The 26,360-nt window shown below is 41.7% G+C and carries 16 protein-coding genes; all 16 read right to left on the bottom strand.

What is annotated here, in order from left to right:
* Positions 1-591 precede the first annotated feature (591 nt).
* On the bottom strand, positions 592-1,452 hold the full coding sequence (locus P0106_RS07075; RefSeq protein ID WP_101890064.1) for a KilA-N domain-containing protein: 861 nt from the start codon (positions 1,450-1,452) through the stop codon (positions 592-594).
* A gap of 589 nt (positions 1,453-2,041) precedes the next feature.
* Positions 2,042-6,802, bottom strand: coding sequence for a DUF4011 domain-containing protein (locus P0106_RS07070; protein ID WP_473730643.1), 4,761 nt, complete (start codon positions 6,800-6,802; stop codon positions 2,042-2,044).
* A 148-nt stretch (positions 6,803-6,950) separates the two neighbouring features.
* Positions 6,951-8,399, bottom strand: coding sequence for a Maf family nucleotide pyrophosphatase (locus P0106_RS07065; RefSeq protein WP_473730642.1), 1,449 nt, complete (start codon positions 8,397-8,399; stop codon positions 6,951-6,953).
* Between the two features lie 33 nt (positions 8,400-8,432).
* Positions 8,433-9,455: a homoserine kinase gene (gene thrB, locus P0106_RS07060; protein WP_174142712.1), complete on the bottom strand. Its 1,023-nt coding sequence runs from the start codon at positions 9,453-9,455 to the stop codon at positions 8,433-8,435.
* A 92-nt stretch (positions 9,456-9,547) separates the two neighbouring features.
* Positions 9,548-10,936, bottom strand: coding sequence for a homoserine dehydrogenase (locus P0106_RS07055; RefSeq protein ID WP_473730641.1), 1,389 nt, complete (start codon positions 10,934-10,936; stop codon positions 9,548-9,550).
* 72 nt (positions 10,937-11,008) lie between these two features.
* Positions 11,009-12,001: a lysostaphin resistance A-like protein gene (locus P0106_RS07050; protein WP_473730640.1), complete on the bottom strand. Its 993-nt coding sequence runs from the start codon at positions 11,999-12,001 to the stop codon at positions 11,009-11,011.
* Between the two features lie 141 nt (positions 12,002-12,142).
* The gene (locus P0106_RS07045) at positions 12,143-13,288 is read right to left on the bottom strand and encodes a D-alanine--D-alanine ligase family protein (RefSeq protein ID WP_415706736.1); all 1,146 of its coding nucleotides are present in this window, start codon (positions 13,286-13,288) and stop codon (positions 12,143-12,145) included.
* A 66-nt stretch (positions 13,289-13,354) separates the two neighbouring features.
* Complete coding sequence (locus P0106_RS07040; RefSeq protein ID WP_473730639.1) at positions 13,355-14,350, bottom strand: NAD(P)H-dependent glycerol-3-phosphate dehydrogenase; 996 nt, start codon at positions 14,348-14,350, stop codon at positions 13,355-13,357.
* Between the two features lie 166 nt (positions 14,351-14,516).
* On the bottom strand, positions 14,517-15,398 hold the full coding sequence (locus P0106_RS07035) for a lysophospholipid acyltransferase family protein (RefSeq protein ID WP_004113711.1): 882 nt from the start codon (positions 15,396-15,398) through the stop codon (positions 14,517-14,519).
* A 34-nt stretch (positions 15,399-15,432) separates the two neighbouring features.
* Positions 15,433-16,305: an anchored repeat-type ABC transporter permease subunit gene (locus P0106_RS07030; RefSeq protein ID WP_410310155.1), complete on the bottom strand. Its 873-nt coding sequence runs from the start codon at positions 16,303-16,305 to the stop codon at positions 15,433-15,435.
* Positions 16,305-17,126 carry an anchored repeat-type ABC transporter ATP-binding subunit gene (locus P0106_RS07025; protein ID WP_410310154.1) on the bottom strand — a complete coding sequence of 274 codons (822 nt, stop codon included), beginning with the start codon at positions 17,124-17,126 and terminating at the stop codon, positions 16,305-16,307. The genes P0106_RS07030 and P0106_RS07025 overlap by 1 nt, the downstream gene beginning before the upstream one ends.
* A gap of 16 nt (positions 17,127-17,142) precedes the next feature.
* On the bottom strand, positions 17,143-18,972 hold the full coding sequence (locus P0106_RS07020) for an anchored repeat ABC transporter, substrate-binding protein (RefSeq protein WP_473730638.1): 1,830 nt from the start codon (positions 18,970-18,972) through the stop codon (positions 17,143-17,145).
* Between the two features lie 25 nt (positions 18,973-18,997).
* Positions 18,998-21,265, bottom strand: coding sequence for a choice-of-anchor M domain-containing protein (locus P0106_RS07015; RefSeq protein WP_473730637.1), 2,268 nt, complete (start codon positions 21,263-21,265; stop codon positions 18,998-19,000).
* Positions 21,258-22,646 (bottom strand): choice-of-anchor M domain-containing protein, encoded by a 1,389-nt coding sequence (locus P0106_RS07010; RefSeq protein WP_473730636.1) that lies wholly within the window; start codon positions 22,644-22,646, stop codon positions 21,258-21,260. The genes P0106_RS07015 and P0106_RS07010 overlap by 8 nt, the downstream gene beginning before the upstream one ends.
* A 13-nt stretch (positions 22,647-22,659) precedes the next feature.
* On the bottom strand, positions 22,660-25,125 hold the full coding sequence (locus P0106_RS07005; protein ID WP_473730635.1) for a choice-of-anchor M domain-containing protein: 2,466 nt from the start codon (positions 25,123-25,125) through the stop codon (positions 22,660-22,662).
* A gap of 233 nt (positions 25,126-25,358) precedes the next feature.
* Complete coding sequence (locus P0106_RS07000) at positions 25,359-25,913, bottom strand: cysteine hydrolase family protein (protein ID WP_473730634.1); 555 nt, start codon at positions 25,911-25,913, stop codon at positions 25,359-25,361.
* Between the last annotated feature and the right edge of the window lie 447 nt (positions 25,914-26,360).

Genomic DNA, 26,360 nt, shown 5'->3' with positions numbered 1-26,360 from the left:
GTTTTTAAAGAATTTTCCCAGACTTTTCTCAGGAAACTACTCAAGCAAGAACACTAACACTATAAAACCATTGAAAAATCAACATTCCACACACATCACACACGCAACACGCCGACACCCCACCAACACAACATCAACGTCAAACCAACACCACACTACAAGACAATCGCACCCAATTAAATTCCCGAGTTTGTTCCCTTTTTAGCAAATATAGAAACAAACACGGGCAAAAAGAAACGAAAGCAAGAACACTTTCCCGAGATTGTTTACGTATTTGGTGATTTTGGGAACAAACGCAAAATCATTTTCCCGAGAATGTTGCTTAAAACCACAAAATCAACAACAAAATGCGGAAAGTTTTCCCGAGTTTGTAGCTGATTCACGGCGTGTCAAACTACAAAAAGCGCAAATGTTGTTCGCGCAGTCTAAGCGCGCGAACGTCTTCGCCGCACAGAAGCAGTGCTTCTGCCTTGAGCGGCTCAGCGCTCCGAATTGCCTTTGCACGCTACGCTTTAAGCGCTCAGTCAGGTCGTCGCGCCCGAAAACGATGTAAATATCAGCACTAAGCGCAGAATTAAAAAGTGATTAAACTCAATTTTTTAGCACGGAATCCAAACTCTTTATTCCAGAATTATTCAAATTCTCAAGAGATAAAATCTGCGTTCGAGCCAAATTTCTAAGTTCCACCATTCGATCAGCCTGTGGCAAACCCTTAGAAATCAAAACAGCGTTATAACTTTCCATATTCGCCAATACCAGAAGTTCATTAATACTCGCCTCGTCTCGAATGTTGCCCTTTGACTTAGGATTTGCATCTCTCCATTGTTTAGCAGTCTTATTAAACAGTGCAACATTTAACAAATCTGCTTCATTTGCATACTTGTACATCAACTGCTCAGGAGTCAAGTCCTTCAACAAATATTCTTTAATAGCATCCGTATGAATCTTGTAATTAATCTTCGAAATCTCACGATTCAAATTCCAATTCAGCGAAAGCCTTGAGTTCTCATCAGATTTAAGTCTTTGATAATCTTTGATAATATATAGTTCAAATTCTGCTGAAATCCAAGCCGCAAACTTAAATGCTATATCTTTATGAGCGTAAGTTCCACCATACTTACCAGATTTGGAAACTATACCAATAGCATTTGTTGATTCTACCCATCTTTTAGGAGATAAAGTAAAAGCATTAGAACCAGCCTCATTCTTAAAGGAGTCGAATTCGACCCCTTTAAAATTCGGGTTGTTAATACTCTCCCACAATCCCAAGAATTCAATAGTATTCTTCACTCTCAGCCAGTTTTTAACAACATCTTTAGGCTCTTCTTTGTTTTTATATCTCGCAATATCGGTTAAACTAACGTAATCATTCATAAAATCTTCCGTATAAACCTGAATTGTAAAGCCTTTTGCCTTAATAATATCTTTTTTAATATTTGACGCATTAGACATAATTTCCCCCTAATTTTTACGCAAATCTACACAAATCTACGCAAATAGTTGCTTTATTTGATTTGTTTACTTTATTTCTATGCGCTTAACACAAAACCCATGAATCACAAGCAAAATTACAAAATCAAGCACAAGCCATATAACATCTAAACTAGTAGAAAACTAGCATGCATCAGCGCATAAATATAATTCTACAAAGCAAGAGGATTTCCCGAGAATGTCGCTCAAAACGGCGTGTTGAACAACAAAAAGCGAAAAGCAAAAAGAGCTAATCCTCAAAACAATGCTCTAACTAAAACTATGCAAGCTGTAAGACTACTTCCAGTCACTCCACACTTTCTAATTCCACGCATCTGGCCAACAATCTGGCTTATTAGTGATTTCATTAAGTTTTGGCAAACCGTCAATAATGTTTATTGTTTCTACGCTAACGCGAACTACCTTCTTAACCAAATCAACAATGTAACGCGGATTATCGCAAGCTCCGTTTGGATTTCGTACAATACCAGTCTTCTTATCTACAACTACTTGATATCGCTCAATCAGCCATTTGATTGCACTTTTACACCAGTAAAACTATAAAAAACAACTATTTGAGTGAAATCTGTCCATCAGTCTCAACTATTTTCTCGGATTGAAGCAGCATAGATAAAGCATTATCTAAAGCCTCGCCATCTAATTTACCAATTCTCTTTTTACCATACAAGCCAAGCATAAAGCGATATAATCCTTCTTTCGCCAAAACAACATTTTTACTAATAATTTCCATCATGCCAACACCTAGCTCTTCTGGAGCAATTTGTTTAAAATCACGAACAATATCTCCTGGGAGCCGGAAAATAATCGGTTTATCCTTCAAATACATAAATCCATTTTCCCTGACAATACCAAAATATTCGCATCCACGCATTTTGATGTCAAACCTTTTTTGCACTGATGAAGTAACCTTTTCGCGCTCGAAATACCAAAGTATTCTTTGTAAAAGAAGATTTTCTGATAGAGGCGACTCAACTTCCAAAATATCTTTCACACTACTTTTGAAATCAGCGTTATTATATTTACTAAAAATATTCTTGCAATCCTTATTAGTATCCGCCATCTTATACTTAACAAAACTAAAAGGAATATCATTAAGAATACTATTAGTTGATTCTTCAGAGAACTCAGCATTGTATAAAGATTTTCCGCATAAATCAGCCTCAGTCTCAGATAAAAATGAGGAACTTACAGGCAGTCTGTCTTCAAGATTCTCTGCATAATCATCTTTATGATTTTTATAGTTGTCCACTGCCTTACGAACAAATCCTAAAAGCTTATCTTGTTCAGAAATCTTATTCCTGAACCATTCGGTAGACCAAATGCGATAGAACTTCCAACCCATATTTTCTAGAATTGTTTGTCGCAATCTATCACGATCTCGCGCATTCTTTGACGAATGGTAAGTGGCGCCATCACATTCGACAGCAAGTAGATAATCTGAACTATTAGGAACTTTAACACCGAGATCTATTCTAAATCCAGAGCATCCCACTTGCGTATCAACCGAATAACCATGATTTCGCAAAAACTCACATACTTCAACCTCAAAATCGGAATCAAACTGATCATAACTCGCCACGCTTTCACTGCGCTGCAAGGCAATCTCACCATTCTCAGCAAAATCAATATATTCTCGAAGAAGACGAGCGCCATCTGACTCACTATGACTTAAATCTATATCAGTTGCATGCATGGAAGAAACAACTTGAATATTATATTTTGCCCTTGTAACGGCAACATTCAGCCTCTTTTGCCCTCCATCGCGATTTAAAGGACCAAAATTAGTTGAGAACATTCCATTACTATCAGGACCGTAACCAATACTAAAAATGATTGCGTCACGTTCATCTCCCTGAACTGTTTCAAGATTCTTTATAAAGAAAGGCTCTTCCTTACCAGAATCAAAGAAAAACTCTTTTTCAGGAGTAATTTGACGGCGCTTAAAAAGCAAATTATCTATGAGATTTTGTTGAGACTGACTAAAAGCAACAACGCCTAAACTCCTATTAGGATATTTCTCAACGTTTTTATAAATTAAATCGACAACATATTCAGCTTCTTTTCGATTATTATGATATGAACGATTAAATACTCCATTTACGTAGTAATAATCCACACCCATACCTTCTGAATTATCTTTAGCAGCGGGAAAACTTATAAGGCTACCGTTGTAAAAATTCTTGTTTGAAAATGCAATAAGTTGCTCGCTGCGACTGCGATAATGCCAATTTAGTCTAAGCTGAGGCATAGTGCTAGAAGCAAAATCTAGTATGGAATCGAAGCTCCTAATATCGTCATAGTCATCTATGTCATCATCATTATTAACAGATGTTGCGAAAAAGTTACTAGGTGGCATCTGCTTTGAATCACCAACTATGATAGCTTGTTTAGCACGGCTAATTGCACCAACCGCATCCCATGGAAAGACCTGAGAAGCCTCATCGAATATTACAACATCAAACTTTAAATCTTTATAATTAAGAAATGTGCTCACACTTAAAGGAGACATCATAAAGCAAGGTTTAACTATTTGTACAGCATCTTTGGTTTCTGAAAGAAGTAAACGTATATTCTTTTTATTCCTTGATTTTTGATTCTCATACAAAAGCTCACTTAATTGACTCCCAGCAACAGCACATTCCCTTACAGGACATGCATTTGCTAACTTTGCACGCAACCTTTTTCTATTAATATCAAATTCTTCTAAATCTTTCTCTATAAAATCTTTTATAAATCTATCCTGAGTTGCTCTATTAAATTGAGAAAGAATCGGACTTTTTAAAATTACAAAATCAATCCACTGTAAATAAAATTGCTTATTAAATGTAGGAACAATATTATCTTTACTAACATTATTCTTTATAAGTTCATGAATAAAAGGAATAAGCCCATTCTTCTCTAAACGAGCAAGAATGTCTCTAAAAGTACACCATTTTTGCAATATATCAGAAGACTCAATGCACTTATGCAATCTAGATTGAACTTTAACAGCATCAATTGCATTAAAATCAACAATATTTTTATCAAAACATCCAGAAACGTAATCTATATTTTTGACGCTATTTTCATTCAAAATATTGTTAATTTGATGAGAATATTCCACAAAAATTTTGCTTTCAGACGCAAAGCTTGAATATCTTTCCAAGGATTCAAATGAGTATCCACTATCAAGCATATTTTTAAGAATTCTCATTTGACTGCTAACATAATTCCAATCAGTATCAATACCTTTATAAGCCGAACCAAGCAATGATTTTATAGAAGCTTCAGCGTCAGAATATTCACTAATAGATTTCTGATATTTCGCCAAAAGCTCCATTAAAAGAATTGATTCTTTATAATTAGGTTTTTTATTTACTTTCTTGCATGAACGTATATCGTAAACAATTTTTTTATATTCAGAATTAAAAATTCTAGATAATACGCTTCTAAATTGTCTTAAATTATTGTAGTTATCTAAACCATCCAGATAATAAATATCCTCATTACAATCAGATAATTTCTGCATTAAAGCATGTATTTTATTGCTCATTGATTCTAGATTTTCTAGCGCATTGTAAGCAATATCAAAATTCTGTCTCTTTAATATAGATGGCGTAACTAATGCTGAATTAGCAACAAAGTCAAAGAATTTCCCCCAGAATAGAGCATCTTTTAAACTTTCACAACGAACACCATACTGTTCAGAAATCCTGTCCAACAATGGAATTAGGTCGTTCAAAGTATCTACAGCAGAAGAAATACTGCCCTTTAATCGCACTTCTTCGGCAATTGAATTATCTTGATTTATATACCCATACCAAGGATTCTTGCGATAGTCATAACCGATATAATATGAATAATCAACATAGCTTCTTAAAAGATCAGTAGACCTATCCAAGTATTCAGAACCTAATTTTGATATATCTTCAGTGGGGCATATAAATTCTGGCGCATAATCCCATTTCGCAAGTGACTCGTATAAATCATATAAACTTTTATTTATTACGGGTTGCACCTCATGAAGAGTACGTTCATAAGAATCTAATTTTTCTTTAACATTCTTCTTAGCTTTTATTTCTTCATCAAATTTAATATTACTTACAACATCCTTCTTAATATTGAGATTTCTGCATATATCTTCAATAACACTCTTTTTGTTAGCTTTATTTGAATGAAGTTGAAGACAAAAATCCGCAAGACCAACCTGCTTCATTTTGTTATAAACGACGTTTAAAGCAGCAAGTTTTTCTGAAACAAACAATACTTTCTTACCATCATTAAGACATTCAGCAATAATATTCGTAATTGTCTGACTCTTACCAGTTCCTGGAGGCCCCTGCAAAACAAAGCTTTTACCAGATTTAGCCATTTCTATAGCCTCTATTTGGCTAGAATCAGCATCTACAACGTTACATAAATCAATTATTGAATCGTAATCAGATTTATCAATATCTTCGCTATCTAAGTATGAATTACCAGAATCAACTACTTCGCCAAAAAGTTGACGAACAGTAGGGCTATTTAAAATATCATTTTTATTTTCCTTAAGATCCACATACATATTAATCTTTGCAAATGAAAATAGCCCAATTTTGCACTCTTTACTTATTACCCATCCGAGTTTAGAAACCATGTTTTGTACATTTTCAAAATATTCTCCTAACGTGGTTTCACTATCATAATTCGGAAGAGTTATGCCATACTCGTTATCAAGTTTGTAAGAAAACGCTCTATTTACAATAACATCATTATCTAAAACAGATATTTTATATGACCGTCCAATCGACTCACTACTTAATTGAACAGGTATTAAAAGTATTGGTGCATTGTAAATAGTATCAGCATAATTAGCTTCTTTCCAATGAATTAGCCCAAATGTAATGAACGCAACATTTACTCCAGTCTCTTCAATAATCTCCCTGGATTTTCTCATAATATTTCTTGCTGCTTCTAATGGCTTTCCAGATGAACTATATGCAAGAATTTGATTAGCTTTTATTTTGTTGGAATAATTATTCTTAAAATCAGTTTTTGATTCATATTTTTTTCTTGGGTTACCATCTGCATATTCTATCTCATGAAAATCATCCGTATCTAAATTATCTACATAATACTTGTCGTTATGCTTTTTATTAAATTCTTCTTCTGGGTCAAATATTTTAAAGGAACCAGAATTTTCTGATGAAAACTTTTGAAAAATATCTTCACAGCTTGGAAGCAAAACATCTAATGTTGAAGTTTTAGTATCCTTAAAATTAACTAAATTATTGCGATTCTTACCAGTATCCAACAGCTGCTTTGCCCACTGGTCAAATTTTCCAACTTCCATAATCGTAGCCCTATTTGCTCAAAACCTGCAAAACAAATTACTCTAATTCTATCGCCATTAATAACTATAGAAGTGTAGCGTTTAATAAATCCCAAAAACTAGCTAACGTTTGGAAGTCTACTTCCAAACTGCAGATCTCTTTGCACAGCTACCTTTGCGCTGCTAGCGAATCAAGGCGAGCGCGGAAAGACGGCCAATCCGTGCGCATCGCCGTAAGCAGCTTTAGCTTCGGCACATCGTCAATCGGCACCCACTTAATTTCCATACTCTCGTCGTCGTGCGCGCACGGATTCACACAATGCCCAGGCTTTTCAAACGCAAAAACCGTTGTATAACGCCAATTACCGTGATTTTCGCAATACGCTCCAACAACATCAATGTCTTGAGACGTTATGTTAGCTTCTTCAAACGACTCGCGCAACGCGCCCTCAATCGCAGTTTCGCCATCAGATATTGCGCCGCCAGGGATGCCCCAAGTGCCACCTTCCGCGCTCCAAAGCGCGCGATGTTGCATAACAACGTGAGTCACGCGCCCAGTGGCATCGTCTCGCCTAGCGAGCAACACGCCAGCCGCGCCATTATGGCCCCAATGCTTGCGCCCGCAATCGCACATAACCCATCCGTCTCCAGGCTGGTGCACGTTTTCTTTAGGCACTTGCGCGGAAGCAGGATCGTCCTTAATCGCCTCTCCCTCTAACTTGCGACTATTCCACAAATCTTGCCAAGCGTACCCAAAATCGCAAACCATCTGCCTTAGTAGCGGCAAGCTAATCCCAAGAACTCCATGCGGATCACCCTGAATTCCCTCAATAAATACCCCACCAAAGCCTTCTAGCGTAAAGGATCCTGCAACTTCCAATGGCTCGCCAGTTTCTACGTATGCGCGGATCTCCTCATCGCTCATATGCGCAAAAGTCACGCTTGCGCGGCTCACTTTGCACACTGTTTTGCCACTTTTCGTGTCGATTAAGCAATGGCCAGTAAACAATTCTCCAGTTTTTCCGCTCATTCGCTTAATCCGCTCAAATGCCACTTCAGGAGTATGCGGCTTGCCGTAGCATTCGCCGTCTAGCAAAAACATGGAGTCGCAGCCAACAATAAGCACACTATTGGAATCAGCGGAAGACTTATTCACGTGCGCAAAATCGTGAATATCAAAAGTCTTGGTAGGTACTTTTACGCCAGAAAAATCGCGAGTCTGTGCAGTATCTACGTTATGCGTTATATGCGATTGCGAATCGTTTGCCAAAGCGCTACTAGCAGTTTCAAAAGACTCAGATTCAGAAGATTCAGCCTCAGCTGCATCCACCTCAGCCTCCAGAGGATACCCCACAACCAAATCGCCACTAGCCGAAGCCGCCGCATTTGCAACAAGCTTCCACGACTCATACACCGCAAAAGCCTTTGCTTGCGCCAAAATCGAAACGCGCTCCTCGGCGCTCATCTGCTCCACGCTAACACCTTGCGCATTTGCAGCATTACGCAACGCCGCTGGCTCATCTACCTCGCTCACGTGAATCACAGGAATCACGCCTGCAGCAGTCAACACAGATCTACGCGCTGGCGATTGAGAAGCTAAAATCAACGAAACTGTCATACCTTACTCTTCCTTTTTACAACTTCACACAAATTATTCGCGAGTTATTGCAACGCCAATAGAATCAACATGCACGTGCAAAACTTTCCAATCGCAGCCGCTTAAAAGCGGTTCTGCAATTTTTTCTATTTTTTCTCTTATATTAGTAGCGTTATTTTCATCTACGGTTGCTGGCGACTTTTCCTCATAGAACACCGCCGCGCAAGATCCAGCTCCAGAAATAGCAGCTGCAAACCCCTTATCTCGCAAAGCTTTTACTAAATCCCAAGTTGGTTGCATAAGACTTGCTCGGTATGGCTGGTGAATAGCGTCTTGAGTAGCTGTAAAAAGCAAATCGTTTCTAGAAAGAGTGGATTTTACGCAAGAATCGCAAGAATCAGCAAACGCGCTAAAATCACCAAAATCACCAAACGCAATCGGCAATAAGCAAGCGCGCGAAACGTTAAATACGGCATCTACATATGGCACTGTTTCTGGAAGCGCTTGGCGAGCCATTTGCGTTGAAAGAGTAAAGTTTGGCACAAAAATCGTTGCACGAATTTGCTTAGAAACGCCGTATCGAACAGTGTGGAACTCATCGCCATTCTTCCAACTGGTTGTCAATCCGCCAAAAACCGCTGGAGCAACATTATCTGGGTGTCCTTCAATCGCAGCTGCAAGCTCAAAAATCGCCTGCTTATTAAGATTTCCATTATGCGCAAAAGCCCAAGCTGCAGCCACGCCCGAAACAATCGCACTGGCGGAAGATCCCATTCCTCGCGCTTGCGGAATGCGATTATGCGCTTCTAGAGTAAAGCGCAAATGCGGCAAGCCAAACGCTTCGCACGCTTTGCGAAATGCGCGAACAACAAGATGCGTCTCGTCTTTTGGCAACGTATCTTCGCCTTCGCCGTGAATAATCACGCGAACATCTTGCGAATCGTCAAGCGTATCATCAAGCGTAAAAACTAGCGAATCCGCATAATCAAGCGCAATTCCTGCAACGTCAAATCCCGACCCAAGATTTGCGCTGGTTGCTGGCACGCAAACTGACACACTGTTGCATACTGGTTTCATTTCGCACCTTTTCCGTTCGAGCAGCCTACTTAATTACTTAATTACTTAATTACTCAATAATTACTCAATTACGCGATTACTTAATTACTCAATTACTTAATAATTCGCAAAGCAAGCGGTTTTGCACACACAACATCCACTTTTTGCAAATCCGCAAGAATTGCGCTCAAATCCGCCTCTGTACAATCTTTTACAAGCACACGCAAATCGCCAGGACCGCCGATTCCGCAAGCTGGGCAATCGCCCTCGCCCTCATATTGAGTTTGGCAAAGCATAGGCAATCGTTCCGCGTTAACTCCATGCGCATCAAACACATCCATCACTTCGCTGCAAAGCGCAAGTGAAGTATCCTCCATGCTGCATCGCACAACAAAATCCGCACGAATCGAGCGCGTGGAAGCCAAAGATTTTGCGTTATACATTGGCACGCTGGCATCGCTGCAACCGCGCGCTATGTTTCTAGCAGCTCCAACAATATCTCCAACAACCGCGCTGGCTGTTGGCGCACCGCCCGCGCCGCGGCCGTAAAACATAAGATCATCCGCCGCTTGCGCTTTAACAAAAACGGCGTTAAAGCTGCCATGAACGGAAGCCAGCGGATGCTCTTTGCTTACCAACGCTGGGTAAACGCTTGCGCTCACACAGCCACTCGAATTGCAAGCAACCGCTGCAAGCAGCTTAATCACGCGATTTTCTGCACTTGCCGCAGCAATGTCTTCAGCCGTAATCGCGCTAATTCCTTCAACACTAACGTCATCAATGCTTATTGGCATTTGGAATGCAAGCGTCGCAAGAATAGCAGCCTTGTTTGCTGCATCAAATCCTTCAACGTCTCCTGTAGGATCCGCCTCCGCGTACCCCTTTTCTTGAGCTGCGCGCAAAGCCGAGTCAAAATCAAGCCCGCGAACCGTCATCTCGTCAAGAATGTAGTTTGTAGTTCCGTTTACGATTCCAAAAATTTGCGTGATTTTGTCACCTACAAGCGACTCTCTAAGCGGACGCAAAATTGGGATTGCGCCTGCAACAGACGCCTCGAAACTTAAATCCACTCCGTTTTTTTGCGCGCACTCGTAAAGTTCTGGACCAAACTTTGCAAGTAACGCCTTGTTTGCTGTCACAACCGACTTTCCGCATTCTAGAGCGGTTTTTACAAATGTGTGCGCTGGTTCCAAACCGCCAATTAGCTCAACGATTATGTCTATATCTTCGCGTTCACATAATGCTAGAGCGTCTGCGCTTAGAAGATTTTTGGCAATCCATGGAGCATCCACATCTTCTGGATGCAAGCATGCTACTCCTGCAAGTTCTAGCGGGGAGCCGATTCTCGCCGATAAGTCAGAGTTTTCTTCCACTATTAGACGCGCTGTTTGCGATCCTACTGTTCCGGCGCCTAAAAGACCCACGCGGATTGGCTCAGCAGAAAAGTCGCCAGCAACCGATCCATCACTATTTTCTGCATTTTCTGCATTTACCGTAACCATAAAATCGCCTCCAATACACTAATCAATCACAAATAATCCCGTAATCCGAAATCACACTAAACGCGTTCTCGCTCACACAAAAAGCATTATCATATTCATAAGCACTGAAACCACAAGGAAACCCATAATGCCGACTGTTCCGTAAAGCGCCTTTATTCCAGCACTTCCGCGAATTTCAAGCGGCGAATCGTAGAATTCGAGATATTTTTTACTCCTTGCTAACAGCACAATTCCAAACACAAACATAACAATCATGAACATCGCGTAAAGACCTATAAACATGAATCCAGGAGCCAAATCCGCGATTTCTTGCGTTGTAAGATTCTCAACTTTAATTAAGTTCCCGTTTGAATCCATCATATTGTCGGAAATCCACATCGCTATAACGCTTCCTTGGAAGTTTACAATCATGTGCAAAAATACGCTGTATCTAAGCTGTGATGTACGCGCATACATGTAGCCGAACACAAGTCCCAGCCCAAAAGCATAGAAGAACTGGAACATGTTCATATGGAACAACGCAAACGCCAGAGCCGAGAACACAATCGCGCGCTTTTCGCCATACACTCGCAGCCTGTCTATAATCTGCTTTCTAAACAGCCATTCCTCCACAACTGGAGCAAGGAAAACAACAAAAATCATGGTTTCCCATACGTTTCCGCCTGCCACTATATCTGCAATCCTGTTTTCAGCTTTTCCGCCAGATATAAGCGCAGAAATCGCCAAACCTAGGTAGTTTCCTGCATACATTATCGGTACACTCACTGCGAAAAATCCAGCAAACTGTCTGAACGTCATTGTGAATTTGCGTGTTTCTACCGCTGGCACTCGTCTTAAAACAAGCATCGCTATCGGCAACGCTATTAAGTATTGCGCAATGTCTGACGAAACGAAGGAGCTTAGCGAAGGACTTAGAACACCTTTTGGAACGAACAAGCCTATAAGTTCACCTATTAAAATAGTTGCAAGAATCCAAACAAATAGGAATAAGCATAGCGATATACCAACATCTCCTTGACGTTTTCGCGCTAGATGGTACATGTCGTTATGCTGAGTTTTCCGCATTTTTACCTCTTCGTTTGTGTTTTAATTTTTCTTTTAAATCTGATTTTATACAGACTTTAAGATTTGATATTTGCGCGAATTTGCACAAATTCTTCGGTTGCTGGCGACTAATCCTCAAAAACTATGATTTTTAAGATTGTTTCAGTCTAAAATCACGCCTTCAATAAGCTTTGTGATTAAATCACTGTAGCTTATTCCGGTTGCTTCCCAAGCTTTTGGATACATGGAGATTGGCGTAAATCCAGGCATTGTGTTGATTTCGTTAATCATTACATGTCCTTCTGGAGTAACGAAGGAATCCACGCGACTAAGTCCTCTGCCATCTGCCGCTTTGAACGCTGCAAGCGCTGTTTTGCGAACGCGCTGCAAAGTTTCTTCCGGAAGATTTGCTGGAACTTCCACGTGTGAAGCTGCGGAATCCATGTATTTGCTGTCAAAATCGTAGAACTGGTCTTCTCCAGCCTCGCGCTTGTCAAGCACAACTTCTCCAGGCCAGCTTGCCTGAGGCTCGTCGCCGTCGCGCGCCGCAAGAACAGCGCACTCGATTTCTCGCGCATCAATTCCCTGCTCTACCAATACTCGCCAATCGTGCTTTGAAGCCTCATAAACGGCATCTGCTAAAGCTTTAGCATCGCGCGATTCAACTTTTGTAACTCCAAAACTAGATCCTGCTCGGCTTGGTTTTACAAAAAGTGGATACTCTAGTTTTTCAGCTTCAACTTGCTCAAGAATTTCATTTGCATATGAGTCGAAGTGATTTGCCGCGTCGCTAGCGAACTTTCGCACATCCAGCGCGATTCCTGGAGCAACATCAATTCCTGCTGCCTTAAAAAGTTGCTTAGCGTAATACTTATCCATGCACGCGGCGGATGCCAAAACTCCGCAACCAACGTATGGAACTTGCATCATTTCTAGCAAGCCTTGCAAAGTGCCATCTTCGCCGTTTGGACCGTGAAGAACTGGGAAAACTGCGTCAATATGACCTAAGCTTGTAAGCGTGCCATCCGCCTCTCGCACCAAAAATCCATCTGCTCCCTTTGCAGGATCTAGCACAACATCGCGCGTTTCCGCGGTTTTTGTTATTACCGGAAGCTCTCCTTCTTCCATGCGGAAGTTTCGCGGATCTTCGCCACCAACAATCCACTCGCCTTGCTTTGTGATTGCAATGCGCACGATTTCAAATCGACTTTCGTCTACAGCACTGAGCACTCCAGCAGCAGATATGCAAGAAATCGAATGTTCGTCTGCTTTACCGCCATACAAGAACACTACACGCTTTTTAGTCATTTTTTTCCTTTGAAAATTATTTTAATTATCTTAATTATCTACGCGCACTGCTTATCAGGCGCTTCACTACTCTTCACAAACATCGTTATCGAAAAGCATTGCAAGCATTTCTTGGCAAGAGATTCCTTCTTCAAGCACTCGAGCCATTGCGCTTGCAAGCGGAGTTTCAACGCCTAAACGCTTGCCCATCGCTACAACCGCGCCAGTTGTTGGCACACCTTCAGCCACACCATTGCTTACGGCAGTTGCTTCCTCAACGCTCATGCCTTTTCCAAGATTTGATCCAAAAGTGTAATTGCGGCTTAGAGGAGACCCGCAAGTTGCCACTAGATCGCCAAAGCCTGCAAGACCTGCAAAAGTGCGAGAATCTGCGCCTTCCGCAACGCCCAATGCCGTCAACTCTGCAAGACCGCGCGTTTCAATCATAGCAGCCGTGTTTTCGCCGTATCCTGCGCCTCGAGCCATGCCAACTGCGAGCGCAACCACGTTTTTAAGCGATCCACACATTTCTACGCCGATTACGTCGGTTGATACGAATGCTTTAAAGTAACTATTTGAGCATGCTTTTGCAACGACTTCGGCATTTGCGCGATTTTCACACGCAACAACAGCCGCTGCGTGCTGCCTTAATGCCACTTCTTTGCTTAAGTTTGGACCCGATAGTGCTGCGAAGCGGCTTCGAGGCAAGCTTAAAGCTTCGCACACAACTTCGTCCATACGCTTGCCTGTTGTGCGCTCAATGCCCTTCATAAGCGAAACAACAATCGCATGTTGCGGAATTTTGCCAGCAAATTCTTCGAGTGCAACGCGCGCAAATTGTGCTGCAATCGCAACTACTACAATGTCTGCGTTTGCTACAGCTTCTTCGCGATCCCCAGTAGCAGTCATGTTTTCTGGCAAACGCTCTACGCTTGGCAGCCTCACTTCGTTGCGGTGATTATCTCGAATGCCTTCCACAATTTGCGGCTCTATTGCCCACATTGTCACTTGATTTCCCGCGTCTGCAAGCACTTGCCCAAACGCCGTACCCCAAGCTCCAGCACCCAACACCGTAACGTTCATGTTTACGCCTAGCCTTTCGGTTTTAATCTATATACTTTTGTGATTTAAGTATTTACGATTTTATGTTTGCATACTTTTAATCAAACTATTGCATAATTCTACACAGCCCGCTTTACGGATGATTCACAAAAGTTTTACGGCTTAGTGAACCGCAAATTTACAGTCACTATTCTTTGACTCTCTTCATAAGTCTATAGTCAAAGTATCCTTCTGGTGCTTTTTCTCCGCGGATCTCTTCCATAATTTCCGTCATGCGTACGCGTACGCGACGAGCCAATTCGGCAGCAGACTCCATAGGCGGCAAATCACCCCAATTTTCCATATCTTTTAGAAGATCCGAATAATCAAGACGCGCATCGTAGCACATTACAACGTTCTTCTTTGGCCACGGCCACCAATGATTGATGCTTGCAGCACCCCATGTAACAGCGCAAAATAGCGGAATTTGATGCCCCAGCCTACGCGATGCTTCGAGCGCAATAACTCCGATTCCTGGCTTCATGCTCATAGGCCATTTTTGAGGGTCGCGCGTAACTGTTCCTTCTGGCCATACGCTAAGCGGCCTACCGTTTGTTAGGATTTTAATCGATTCTTCTTCGATTTCACGTGCTTTTCCGCTTCTGCGTGGAACTGGTTGCATGCCAACAAGCTGGAACCATTTTCCTAAGATTGGCCAATGCGCAAGCTCTGCTTTTGCCATGTATCGCGGACGTCGGCCTTGGTGGAATAGAGACGTCATTGGCACGAAAACGTCGAACATTGTAACGTGCGTGCAAGCGGTTATAAACACGTCTTCTTCTGGCACATTCTCTAATCCCCATGCGCGCACTTTGCAACGAGATCTAAGCACGCGAGACGTTCCTTCAAGGAGACGCTCAGTTGCCTTTGGATTTTGCGCGTTGATTTCTGCCGTATTTGGCGTCCGCGCGCCAGTTGGGTAGTAATAAGTAGGATCAACTAACTTGTGTGCTCGCGCTAAGCGTTCTACTTGCTCATCACTGAGCGGCTTAACTGCGCTTCTAGGCGAAGGCTTTCCTTTAGATACCATACGTCTATTGTGCCGCAAACTATAAACCGCAATTTTACGAAACGACTGATCGCAGTTTCGGCACAATCCTCGCCACCAACCCATGTTTAGGCGAGCACACCCACGCTAGAACAAACATAAAAGTCGCAACCAAAACGATTGTGCCGCCAGTAGCAGTGTCTAAACTCCAAGACAAGTACATTCCAAGAATCGAAGAAGCGCACCCAATAGCAGGCGCCAAAATCATCATTTTCCCAAGTCTGTCGGTAAGCAATCGCGCAGTCGCCGCAGGCGTAATCAAAAGCGCTAAAACAAGCACGTTTCCAATTATTTGCACAGATACTACTACAGCAATCGCAACTAAAACGTATAGCATTCCATCCAACCACGCTACTGGCAACCCCATTGCGCGGCTTGTTTCTCTATCCATCGAAACGCATACTAGCTCTTTGTGGAACATCATTAAAAGCGTTATGATTATTAGCCCTGTTATTGCCACTACAGCAATGTCGGAGTCTGGTATTCCTGTAATGGAGCCAAATAGGAACGATTCCAAGGATCCTGCATAGCCCGAAGCCTTTGAGATTACTACGATTCCCAGCGCAAATGCAGACACAAAAAATACGCCGATAAACGAGTCTTCGCGAAGTCTACGATTTTGGCTAAAGATTGATACGATTAGCGCGGTTGCAACTCCTGCGAGCGCGCCACCAAATAGCAAGTTTCCTTGCAACACAAATGCGATTGCGAGTCCTGGAAAAACGGAGTGCGCTACTGCGTCTCCAATAAACGCCATTCCGCGTAGCACTACGTAGCATCCTACAACTCCGCATATTACGCTAGAAAGGCACGCTACTATAAGCGCTTTGAGTAAGAACCAAAGGTCTGGGTTTGTAAGGTCTTGTATAAAGTCGATTGGAGATAGCATTATTTTTCTACCACACTTTCATGCGCCATAACGCGCTCTACAGCTTTGATTAGTGGGTTTTGCGCATCCACATGGAATGTTTGCACCCATTGATTTGCGTTTAACGATTCTGGAGCGCCGTCGCCCACTATGCTTCCGTCGAAAAGCATGATTCTAGAACACGAGTTTATAGATCCGATTATGTCGTGCGAGCTCATCAAAATCGCTTCTCCCGAATTTGCTAAATCCAAAAAAAGACTCGTGAGCAGCTCTTGAGTAGGCATGTCTAAGCCTGTAAATGGCTCATCTAAAAGCAACAATCGCGGCTGTCCTGCAAGAGCACGTGCAACGAGTACGCGCTGCCTTTGCCCGCCCGAAAGCTCGCCGATTGTGCGATCCCTAAAATCCGCCATTCCTGTGCGCTCAAGAGAAGCGAGCGCTATCTCGTAGTCCTCTTTTTTTGCGCGACGAACGTAGCCAATGTGACGAATGCGGCCCATCATTACCACGTCTAATACGGAAAGTGGAAAATCCCACGCAATATCGTGACGTTGTGGCACGTATCCAACGTTGTTTACTCGCGAATTAATCAAAGATTCACCGCTTTTATTAGCGTGCACTTCGAGTTTTCCAGTATGCGGAATCAAACCCATAATCGCGCGGAAAAGCGTTGTTTTTCCAGCTCCATTTGCACCAAGAAGTCCAACAAATTCGCCACTTTTAATCGTAAACGAAACGTCTTTTACAACAGTGCGACTGCCGTAACTTACTCTTAAGTTTTGCGCGCTTATAACAGTATTCGCGTCCATAATTGTGTACATATTTCCCTCATCAATCTTCATAAATCCAACTTCAATCTCACTTCAAGCACTTTGCCAAAGAATCCGCATTCGCTCGCATCATATCCGCATAAGTTCGCACTTTAGAATCGAAAGCATCTCCATAAATCGGGCACACTTTTACGTGCGCTTGTGCCGCAAGCTCTTTAAGTACAGACGAACGCGAGATCAAATTTGGCTCCAAAAACACAGCTGGAATCTCTAAATCGCGCAAAATCTGCTGCAATCTACGCCTATCTTGTACGCTCGGCTCGCTCGAAGGATTAATCGTTACAAATCCTGCAATATTCACGCCGTAAGTCTTACCCAAGTATGCAAAAGCGTCGTGCGTTGTAACCAAATTGCGCTTCTCTTTTGGTATTGACGCCACTTTTTTGCGCATATACGCATCTACATCTAACAACTTATTAATGTATCGATCCGCATTTTCGCGATATTTACGAGCATTTTTAGGGTCCACTTCGCAAAGGCGATCTGCGATTGTGCGCACGTATGCTATGCCATTTTTTACGGATTGCCACAAATGCGGGTCAATATCTCCGTGAACATGCTTTCCTAAAACTGCTTGTGGCAGCTGATAAATTTTCTGCCTTGCAGCTCCCAAAAACCTGTATCCTTGTTCTGCCGGAATCTCTTTCAAAGCGTTAGTTGGAACTTCTACAACCACATCGCAAGGCTTGTAATACACGCGTTTTGGTGTAGTGGAGCGCTTTTCTTGCAAAGTATCTACGCGGTACACAAATCCACGTTTTGCTAAGTCGTAAGCTAAATCTGCATGACCTTTGTTCAGCACTACGCTAGCTCCACGCTTTTTGGCTATTTTTTGCGCATTTACGCCTACAGCAAATCGCATTTTGGTGTTTCCAAGGCTAGACACTACCTCGTTTTGTGCGTTTAGCATGTCGGCGTGCAAGTCAAGTGTGTATTCGCCTGGCTTGCTAAATGCCCAGCTTAAATGCGTGTGTGCGTCTGCTGGCAAGTCTACGTGGTCGTTTGCGCTTATTCCGTTTGCGCTGTTAAAGTATGTTTCTACGCTTCCAAAAGTGCCAGTCAAGTATGCAAATAGCGCACCTGGTCCGCTTACTTTTGTAGCTGTTAAGCGTATTCTGTCGGACCTTTTCATGTTGTATGCGTTTGGCTTTATTACAGTTGCGCGACCTTCTTTTGTTGCGGTAGAAGGCGCATTCGATTGCAAAGATTGACCTGACTTTTCTAGTTGGCTAACTTGCTGTGAATTTGTTTTTGCTTTATTGAGATTGTTTAGCGAAGCTAACTCACTAGCCGCCGCCGAGGGCGATTCTTCCGCACGCTTTTGCGTATTTGCACTTGTAGCGCCTTGCGCGCTATGCGCTTCCTCGCTCGGTTGTGCAGCCATGCGTTCTGTAGCAAGACCTAGCCAAATCGTGTCTAAAGACACGTCTTCTATCATCGGAATAATATCTGCCGCATGCTTCACGCTTTCTTCCGCAAGTTGCACATTTGGCACACCTTTTCGCAAATTCGCGTCGAGCGCGGTAATAACGCCGTGTTCTTCCAGCATCATGTAGTTGCTAAAAGCTACATCCGCGTACACAACATCTCTAATTGAGCGCAATCGCGGCTCGTAAGAGTGCGGATCCGCGTTGTCTGGCACAATCGCACTCACATTTGCTGCGTCTCCTGCAACATTCGCAACCATATCTCGCAAAACGCCCGTTGTTGTTACAACGTTAATGCGACCATCGCGATGTACTGTACGATTCCCATTAGCACTACCACAAGCAGACAGCGGCAGCGCGGTTAAAACTGCTAGAGCAGCAGAAACCGCGCGCTTCACACTTTTTTTACCTAGTAAATCAACGAATTTCATTAATTTTACCAACGTTTTCTACGCTTTATTTCAAATTCATAAGTGCTCTAAATAAGCCTCCTGCAGGTATTAATCCGCGTTTGCGTAGGACGAACAATCCAGCTGCGCAAGTTCCAGAAATTGCTGTAATACCAAGACTTAAAGCCGTGTATGCAACTACTGGCTTGCGTTTGAACAATCCTACTATTCCTCTAGGCTCTTCGCTTTTAACGCCGCTTTGCAAACTTTTTCTTAGACCTTTAACTCGTTTGGAATTGTATTTTGATTGGATGCCTTTGTTTGCATGATTTCCAATTCCGCCAGATATGCTTACAGATCTTCCAGTTTTGCCTCGATTAGCGCTTTTCGATGCTCCAAATCCGCCACCAAAGAATGATGATCCCGAACCGGAGTTTCCTCTAGCTGCAGCTGCTAATGGCGTCGTGCCACTATTATTGCCAGAATTTCCATTATTTCCAGAATTGTCGTTATTGTTGACTTTGTCGTCGGAGTTATTCTCAGAGTCATCATCAGTTTCATCAGTTTCATTTGACTTATCATCTGAATCTACGTCTTCGCCATCGACTTTTGTCATAGAGCAGCTCATTGGCTTTTCCATTGGGTCTACACCAATTGCAAAGTGGAAGTCTTTTGTAACTGTTTTTCCGTTTGCACTTACAGCAAAAGTAATCGTATAATATCCAGACTTTGAGAAGTCCCAGTTTAAATGCATATGCGTGTTTGCTGGGATTGTATACGTACTGTTTCCACTACTAGACATGAGTGTTTTAGCTTTTACACCAAGTCCGCCTTGCAACCAAATTCGCACGCTACCTGGCCCTTTTACAGATTTAAGGCTGATCTTGCTTGGCTTGTGTGGGCTTAAATTCTGGTTACTCCAGCCAACCCACGGTACGCTATTTTTTTGCGTTTGTGGAAGTCGCCACACACCTTTATCTTTAGCTGATTTTCCAGCATAAAACACAACTTTGCTCGGGTCGCGTTTCACGTGGCTTCCAGTCACGTCTTCTTGCACTGCAAATCCTATTCCGTTGCCAGTTGAATAGGTTGCTAAATCAACGTGACCATGCTTTATTACTAGCTTATCGCCTTGTAAATCCTTAAATTTTGAGCATTTTTTGACGGTTTTTTGCTTTTTGTCTTTGCCTTTAGATTCGGTTTCAGATCCGTTACCGCCTTCACTTTTCCCATTGCCATCTTCTTCGTCAGAACTTTGGTTAGCTAGTCCGCCATTTGGCTTGACACCAGGCCATGGTGTTACGTAAACTCTGTTATTGTTTCCGTTTATAACAATCGAAGTGGAAGAATCTTCATCATCTTCATCTTCGTTGTCTTCAGATTCTTCATCTTCATTATCACTATCGTTACCGTCTTCATCGTCTAAGTCCTTACCCTCAGACTGTTTATTTTTCTGATTATTTTGCGAAGTGGCATTATTATTAGTAGACTCACCTGATTGATCGTTTGTGTCATATTCAGAAGATTCTTTAGCACGCTTAAGGTCAACTTCAAATGTGTAATCTTGTGTAGCAGTAAGTTTATTACCATCACTAGTTTCAGCAACAGCCTTTACTGTCAAAATATACATACCTGGTACAGTAAAAACCCAATCCATATGCACATGAGCGTTATTGTCCACAGTGTACTCACTTGGAAAATCCGTGCCACTTGTTCCAAGATATTTTAATATTGCGCCATCATCTTTTCCAGCCATATAAACTGCGCCATTTTCTGGCATCTTAGCATTTTCAAAGCTGAAAGTTACTTTTTTGATTTTATGATCTTCACTCAAAGGTTCAGTAGAAACACCTGCATATAATTTACCTTCTTCCATTTGAGAAGAAAGATGATACACATATTTCACATTTTGTTTCACGAAAGAAAATGTTTTACCTTTTCTTACGCGACTTTTATTACCGACAATAAACCGAACCAACGAAGGGTCATATCGGACACCATTTTTCGTGGTTCCAGGAAAAGCGTCTCCTCTTGTTCCAAGCACAAGATTTCCGCCGGCATCTTTATAAGTTGCAAAAACGTCGGTATGACCTTTTTTTACTCTGCATAAGTTTGCGGCGGAAGTTGCATTACTGCTTGGTTGAGCAGCATTTTCTTCAAGTTGAGCTGCCACGCAAGCTTGAGCATTAGCAAGTTCAGAGTCTGCAACAGCATCGTCGGCATACGCACTACCGCAATTGCAGCAGCACATCGATGCCAAGAATCCAAAAGATATTATTGCGCTTAAAATCGCGCTTAGCAGTCTAAAGCAGATTAAGGTTGATTTATTACGCATTGTTTTGTCCTAAATTATTAAAATCTGTGTTCGGTAAAATCGTTGTTTCCTCTGTAGGATTCACTAAGTCACTGAGTGAACTTTGATTTTCAACATACTGAGGATTTGGATTCGCATAAGTCTGATTCACTTGAGGCTGAACATACTGCTGCGAATATGGCTGAGCATAAGTCTGTGCTGGTGCAACTGGCTGCACTGGCATATTAGACTGAGTATACATTTGCTGCTGCGGAACGCCATACTGCTGTTGTTGTACAGGCTGTTGTACGTACTGCGGTTGCATTTGCTGCACTGTATCTACCATTTGCGGTTGTGCTGGCTGCTGCATAGGAGCCATCGGCGGAACTTGCTGATTCACACCATGCTGACTAATCGCCTGCTGCTTTGCCTTCTTGCTTTTAATTACAGCGAATACAATAAACGCAATAATTACGATTGTTAAAATTACAAACACAATCATCACAATCTGTGCTATCGCTACTGTATCGTCAGCGCTACTATCTTTCTTATGCTTTCTGACGGAAGCATTGCTCGATTCGCTTCCTTCCACATTCTCATCATTGTTGTCTGCGTCAGACTCTTCGTTATTTTCTCCGTCGTTTCCTTCGTTTGCATTCGATGAGTCAGACTGAGAGTGCGCGCCTGAAGATGCTGCTCCTGCTGCGCCAGATAACGCAGCTTGTGGATCTGTTTTTTCTCCCACTGCAAAATTAAGCACACGAGTATCGCTTACAGCGCGTCCGTTCTTTAGTTTTCCAGAAAAAGTGAGCTTTACATGGTAGATTCCAGGCTTCGAGAATACCCAATTTACGTGAGTGTGCGCGTTCGCTTCAATCCAACTGTTTTGTGGATACCCTTTAGTGCTATCCCATAATTGCTGTGGAGCATTATTGCCATTTTCAAGGTAGACGTGCAGTTTTCCAGGTCCGCTAACGCCGTTTAAAGAAAGGTTTGCTCCGCGATCTAGCTCGTTAAGCACTCCGCCTTCCTGCGTGTTCCATCCTAGCCATACCACATTAGAGTTTTGTGTTTGTGGAATCACATAAAGCTTTGTTCCTGGTTTTTCGCCGATAAAGTTGTACGTTGCATCGTTTGGCATAGGAACTATTGAACTGTTGCCAAGTTTGAACACTACGTTTTCTGGGTCTCTCCATACTGGTTCGTCGCCAGTATCATCGCGAATTTGTATTTTCCAATTTCCGCCAGAAAGTGTTGGTCCAAAATCTGCGTGACCTGCCTGAATCATAACTGGCTGGTTGCTTGTTGCAGCTTTGGCGGACCCCATAAATGGAGATGGGAGTAGAGCCGTAGCTAGTAGCATAATTGCTGTGCATATTGATGCTATTATTGCCGTTGCTATATAGTGCTTGTTTTTAGTCATTTTTCTTCTCCTTCTACAACAACTTCATACGTGGTCTCATCAAGAAAGCCCCAGCGCCTGTTACAGCACACAAGCTCACGCTTGCAGTTCCTACAGCAGCAGCTACCCACTTTGTTTTGTGACTTTTCTCTTCTTGTTCTTCTTCTGACTCTTCTAGTACTTCTGAATCCTCAATGTTTTCATCATCAGAATTGTATGAAGCAGCTTTAGTCTTATTTGACTTTTTGCCTTTTTTACTAAGCAATTTCACTTTTTTCATCTTCTTAGAATGTTTTGAAGAAGAAATACCATTTGACAATCCGCCTAATCCTTTAGAAGAAGATTTTGTGAAGCTTCCACTAGCATTTGTAAATACATTATTAGTATTAGCTCTTGCAACTAACGGAGTGGTTGCGGATTGCTTAAAACTGTTATTGTCAGAGTCTGACGATTCGGAAGAGTTATGCGAATTGGAAGAATCAGACGAATTGGAAGAATCTTCGTTTTCATCTGACTTATTCTTATTCTTCTTTTTATCTTTATCCTTATCGTTTTTCTTTTTGTTCTTTTTAGAATCTTTATTATCTGACTCTGATTCCTTATTGTTATTCTTTTCTTTTGATTCACCTGTGTTATTGGATTCTTCGTCCTGATTGCCGTCTTCTATCTCATTCTGGCTATCAGATTCATCGTTTCCATTAGACTTATGGTTCTTATTCTTTTTACGATTCTTCTTATTTTTCTTATTCTTCTTGTTTTTTGTTTTATTGTTCGTAGATTTTTTCTTATTGGACTTCTTATTATTGTCCTTATTACCAGAATGTTCTTTCTCTGAATTTTTCAACCATATTTGATAATCGGTAAAATCGTTAAATTCTTCATTTCTGTACAATTCGCCGTTCTCAAGCACAAGCGACGAGCGAACAATAGCTCCATCCATACTTTCGTCAATCTTCAAATTTAAGTTCTTACCTTCTTCTTTAGGTATGTACTTAAATTTTGTTTCGCCAGCTTTTTTAATAAGCCAAACATGCCTTTTTACTATGGAAGTAACTTGAACGTCTGGATCTTGCTTTTGACCTTTAATAACAGATACTCGTGGACTATAAAGCACAGAACGAAGATTTAGTGTATCTCCAACTCCAAGAGGTTTCATCCTACCAACCGCAGCAACCACAGGCCTTCCATCAGCACCATGATCATCTACCACAATTTTTACAGTATCTCTATCATCTCCAAAACCTAATCCCAACTCAATCCCACCGCTTATCGTTGCATTAACAAGCATTCCATTTAATGCAGGCTCTGCTGGAATATTAAATGTTTCTTTAAGATCTGGATCTCTATCCCCTACTGGAATATTGCTATTAAAATCGTATGAAAAATCAGGACCTTTTTCGTCTTCTCGAATATACGTCCAAGATGGCTTGGTATCTTTTTTACCGCGTATTGATTTTGGCAAATACACTGAAAGGCTAACTTCACCACCCGGCTCATACGAGTGATAATGCGGATGTGAACCAGTATTTCTTACGCCAACAATGCAAATATTACTATCGTCTTCTCTGCAATGTGTACTGCCCGACAATGATTCTTCAACAAATTTAGGATCTCTTGTTGGCGGCACGCGATTAGGATCCATCTGCAAAGTTTCTGTTTTGCTTGAAACTGCATGTGTTTTATTATGTTTTACTTCGAAAGTATACGTAGCATGCTTTGAAGTAACAGTTGTGCCAGTTTTCTTATTTTTTACTATTGTGTAAGCGCTAATTTTGTAAGTTCCAGGCTTTGTAAAAACCCAATCAGCATGTTCATGACCAACCATTGACTGATGTATAATGCCAGGCATTACGAATCGACTTCCAGCTACACTTTCATCATCTTTATCATGCGCTTCTAAAGATGACACAAAAGTTTCATTATTATCATTTGTTTTTTGAGTCCAAGCAAGAACGCGTCCGCCTTCAGGGGCAATAACTTTATCAATTACTATATCTGCGCAAGCGTCGCTAGTATCTTTAGCTCCTACAGAAAAACGAGAATTAGACGAATCCCAGCCAGGAAATACTTCGCTACTCTGCTTATTTCCTGAACCGTTCAAACGCCAATAGCCATCTGACGTATTAAAAGGTATATCTCCAGCATTTTTGTAAGGAAGATTTGAAGTATAAAATGACGAATCAGAAATAGTCATCGTCACATTTTTAGGAGAATAAATTACATTCCCATAGCTAAGACCCATTAGCAAATCACTATTTTCTCTAGTTTGGAATGAATAAAAAGCGTCTACATGCCCGGAGTTAATTGTGACTTTTTCTTCAGGGGAATATTGATCTCCTCTAACATCATCACTGCCAACCCAAACATTCTGAGAATCTTCTTCATCCGCATACGCAGGATTTGCAGCACTGAACCCCGATACCAGCACCGCAAACGCAAGCACCGCAACGCCGCACATCGCAAACGCGCGTTTTACCATATTCTTAATGACCTGAGTCATAATTACTATTTCGCTCTCTACACTTCATCTTCTCTATTTCGCAATGTGTACTCTTCTTTTACACATAACTACTCGAAGACATCTTTACAACGTCTATCAATAATAATAATGATTCTCATTAATAGTCAAGTCGACACTCCGAATAAACAAAAACGCTGGCAGCTCAAAGCAACCAGCGTCGATTATTTAATAATTGATTATTTAATAATTATTTATATTTTTAGCTAAAGATCTTAGCCTTCTACAATATCTGCATTAAGACAAGTCTTAAAGTGGCGCAAAGCCCACTCGTGACATTGAGGATCAAAGCTTGCGACAGCATCTTTGTGAACCACAATCTTGAATCCAAGATTATACGCATCAACAGCAGTGTGGAGCACGCAAATATCCGTGCAAACTCCAACCAAGTGCAACTCCTCAATATGACGTTCGCGAAGCTTAATCAGCAAATCCGTGCCATTAAACGAAGAGTAGCGAGTTTTATGAATGTAATAAACGTTGCTCTTATCTTTATTTGCTTCATAAAAATCGCCAAGCGTGCCATATAACTTCTGGCCATGAGTTCCAGCAATATTGTGAGGTGGGAAAAGCTTAGTTTCTGGATGATACGGATCGTTCAAATGATGCGTGTCGATTGCAAAAACAACGAATTCGCCAGCGTTTAGAAATTCTTGCGATATCTCCGTAATTCGCTTCTCGAGCTTTTGCGCAGGCTCTCCTACTGTAAGAGAGCCGTCGCTTGCCACGAAATCATTCGTATAATCAATGTTAATAAGAGCCTTTTTCATACATACTTCCGTTTAATCAGTTTAATTGTGTTAAAGCTACACTTACACACTACTCTTTACACTAACAAGATTCTTTACACTAACATGTTTCAGCGCAAGTGAGGTAGAGATTCGAGATTTTTCGCAGCGGATGAAGCGAACCTCAGCATGAAATGGTGATTCGCTGAAGCAGCAAGAAAAATCGAGAATCTCGGTGATTAAGTGATACGCAAAAGTTTTAGATATTCAGAAGGTTTGATGTATTTCTCTACGAGCAATAAAAGAGGAGCGTAGCGACGGGACTTGCGAGGAGAGAAATACTCAAACCTCGCACAACAATAAGTAAGGAAATATCGTTCGCGCTACGCTTTAAGCGAAAAGGTAGGTCGTAGCGCACGGCTACTAATAGCCGTGAGGAATAGCGCGAATAGACCGCGCGAACGACGACTTGGTTTTAAATAATAAAAT

The organism is Gardnerella sp. c11Ua_71 (genome assembly GCF_055818025.1).
Note: the sequence above shows the minus strand (reverse complement) of the source record. Positions and strands in the feature narration are given on the sequence as shown.

Bases quoted from the DNA above. Each gene is read 5' to 3' on its own strand.
- thrB (WP_174142712.1), bottom strand. From the start codon at position 9,455: ATGAAACCAGTATGCAACAGTGTGTCAGTTTGCGTGCCAGCAACCAGC.
- P0106_RS07005 (WP_473730635.1), bottom strand. From the start codon at position 25,125: ATGACTCAGGTCATTAAGAATATGGTAAAACGCGCGTTTGCGATGTGC.
- P0106_RS07035 (WP_004113711.1), bottom strand. From the start codon at position 15,398: ATGGTATCTAAAGGAAAGCCTTCGCCTAGAAGCGCAGTTAAGCCGCTC.
- P0106_RS07065 (WP_473730642.1), bottom strand. From the start codon at position 8,399: ATGACAGTTTCGTTGATTTTAGCTTCTCAATCGCCAGCGCGTAGATCT.
- P0106_RS07025 (WP_410310154.1), bottom strand. From the start codon at position 17,126: ATGAAGATTGATGAGGGAAATATGTACACAATTATGGACGCGAATACT.
- P0106_RS07055 (WP_473730641.1), bottom strand. From the start codon at position 10,936: ATGGTTACGGTAAATGCAGAAAATGCAGAAAATAGTGATGGATCGGTT.
- P0106_RS07030 (WP_410310155.1), bottom strand. From the start codon at position 16,305: ATGCTATCTCCAATCGACTTTATACAAGACCTTACAAACCCAGACCTT.
- P0106_RS07045 (WP_415706736.1), bottom strand. From the start codon at position 13,288: ATGACTAAAAAGCGTGTAGTGTTCTTGTATGGCGGTAAAGCAGACGAA.
- P0106_RS07010 (WP_473730636.1), bottom strand. From the start codon at position 22,646: ATGACTAAAAACAAGCACTATATAGCAACGGCAATAATAGCATCAATA.
- P0106_RS07015 (WP_473730637.1), bottom strand. From the start codon at position 21,265: ATGCGTAATAAATCAACCTTAATCTGCTTTAGACTGCTAAGCGCGATT.
- P0106_RS07070 (WP_473730643.1), bottom strand. From the start codon at position 6,802: ATGGAAGTTGGAAAATTTGACCAGTGGGCAAAGCAGCTGTTGGATACT.
- P0106_RS07075 (WP_101890064.1), bottom strand. From the start codon at position 1,452: ATGTCTAATGCGTCAAATATTAAAAAAGATATTATTAAGGCAAAAGGC.
- P0106_RS07000 (WP_473730634.1), bottom strand. From the start codon at position 25,913: ATGAAAAAGGCTCTTATTAACATTGATTATACGAATGATTTCGTGGCA.
- P0106_RS07050 (WP_473730640.1), bottom strand. From the start codon at position 12,001: ATGCGGAAAACTCAGCATAACGACATGTACCATCTAGCGCGAAAACGT.
- P0106_RS07020 (WP_473730638.1), bottom strand. From the start codon at position 18,972: ATGAAATTCGTTGATTTACTAGGTAAAAAAAGTGTGAAGCGCGCGGTT.
- P0106_RS07040 (WP_473730639.1), bottom strand. From the start codon at position 14,350: ATGAACGTTACGGTGTTGGGTGCTGGAGCTTGGGGTACGGCGTTTGGG.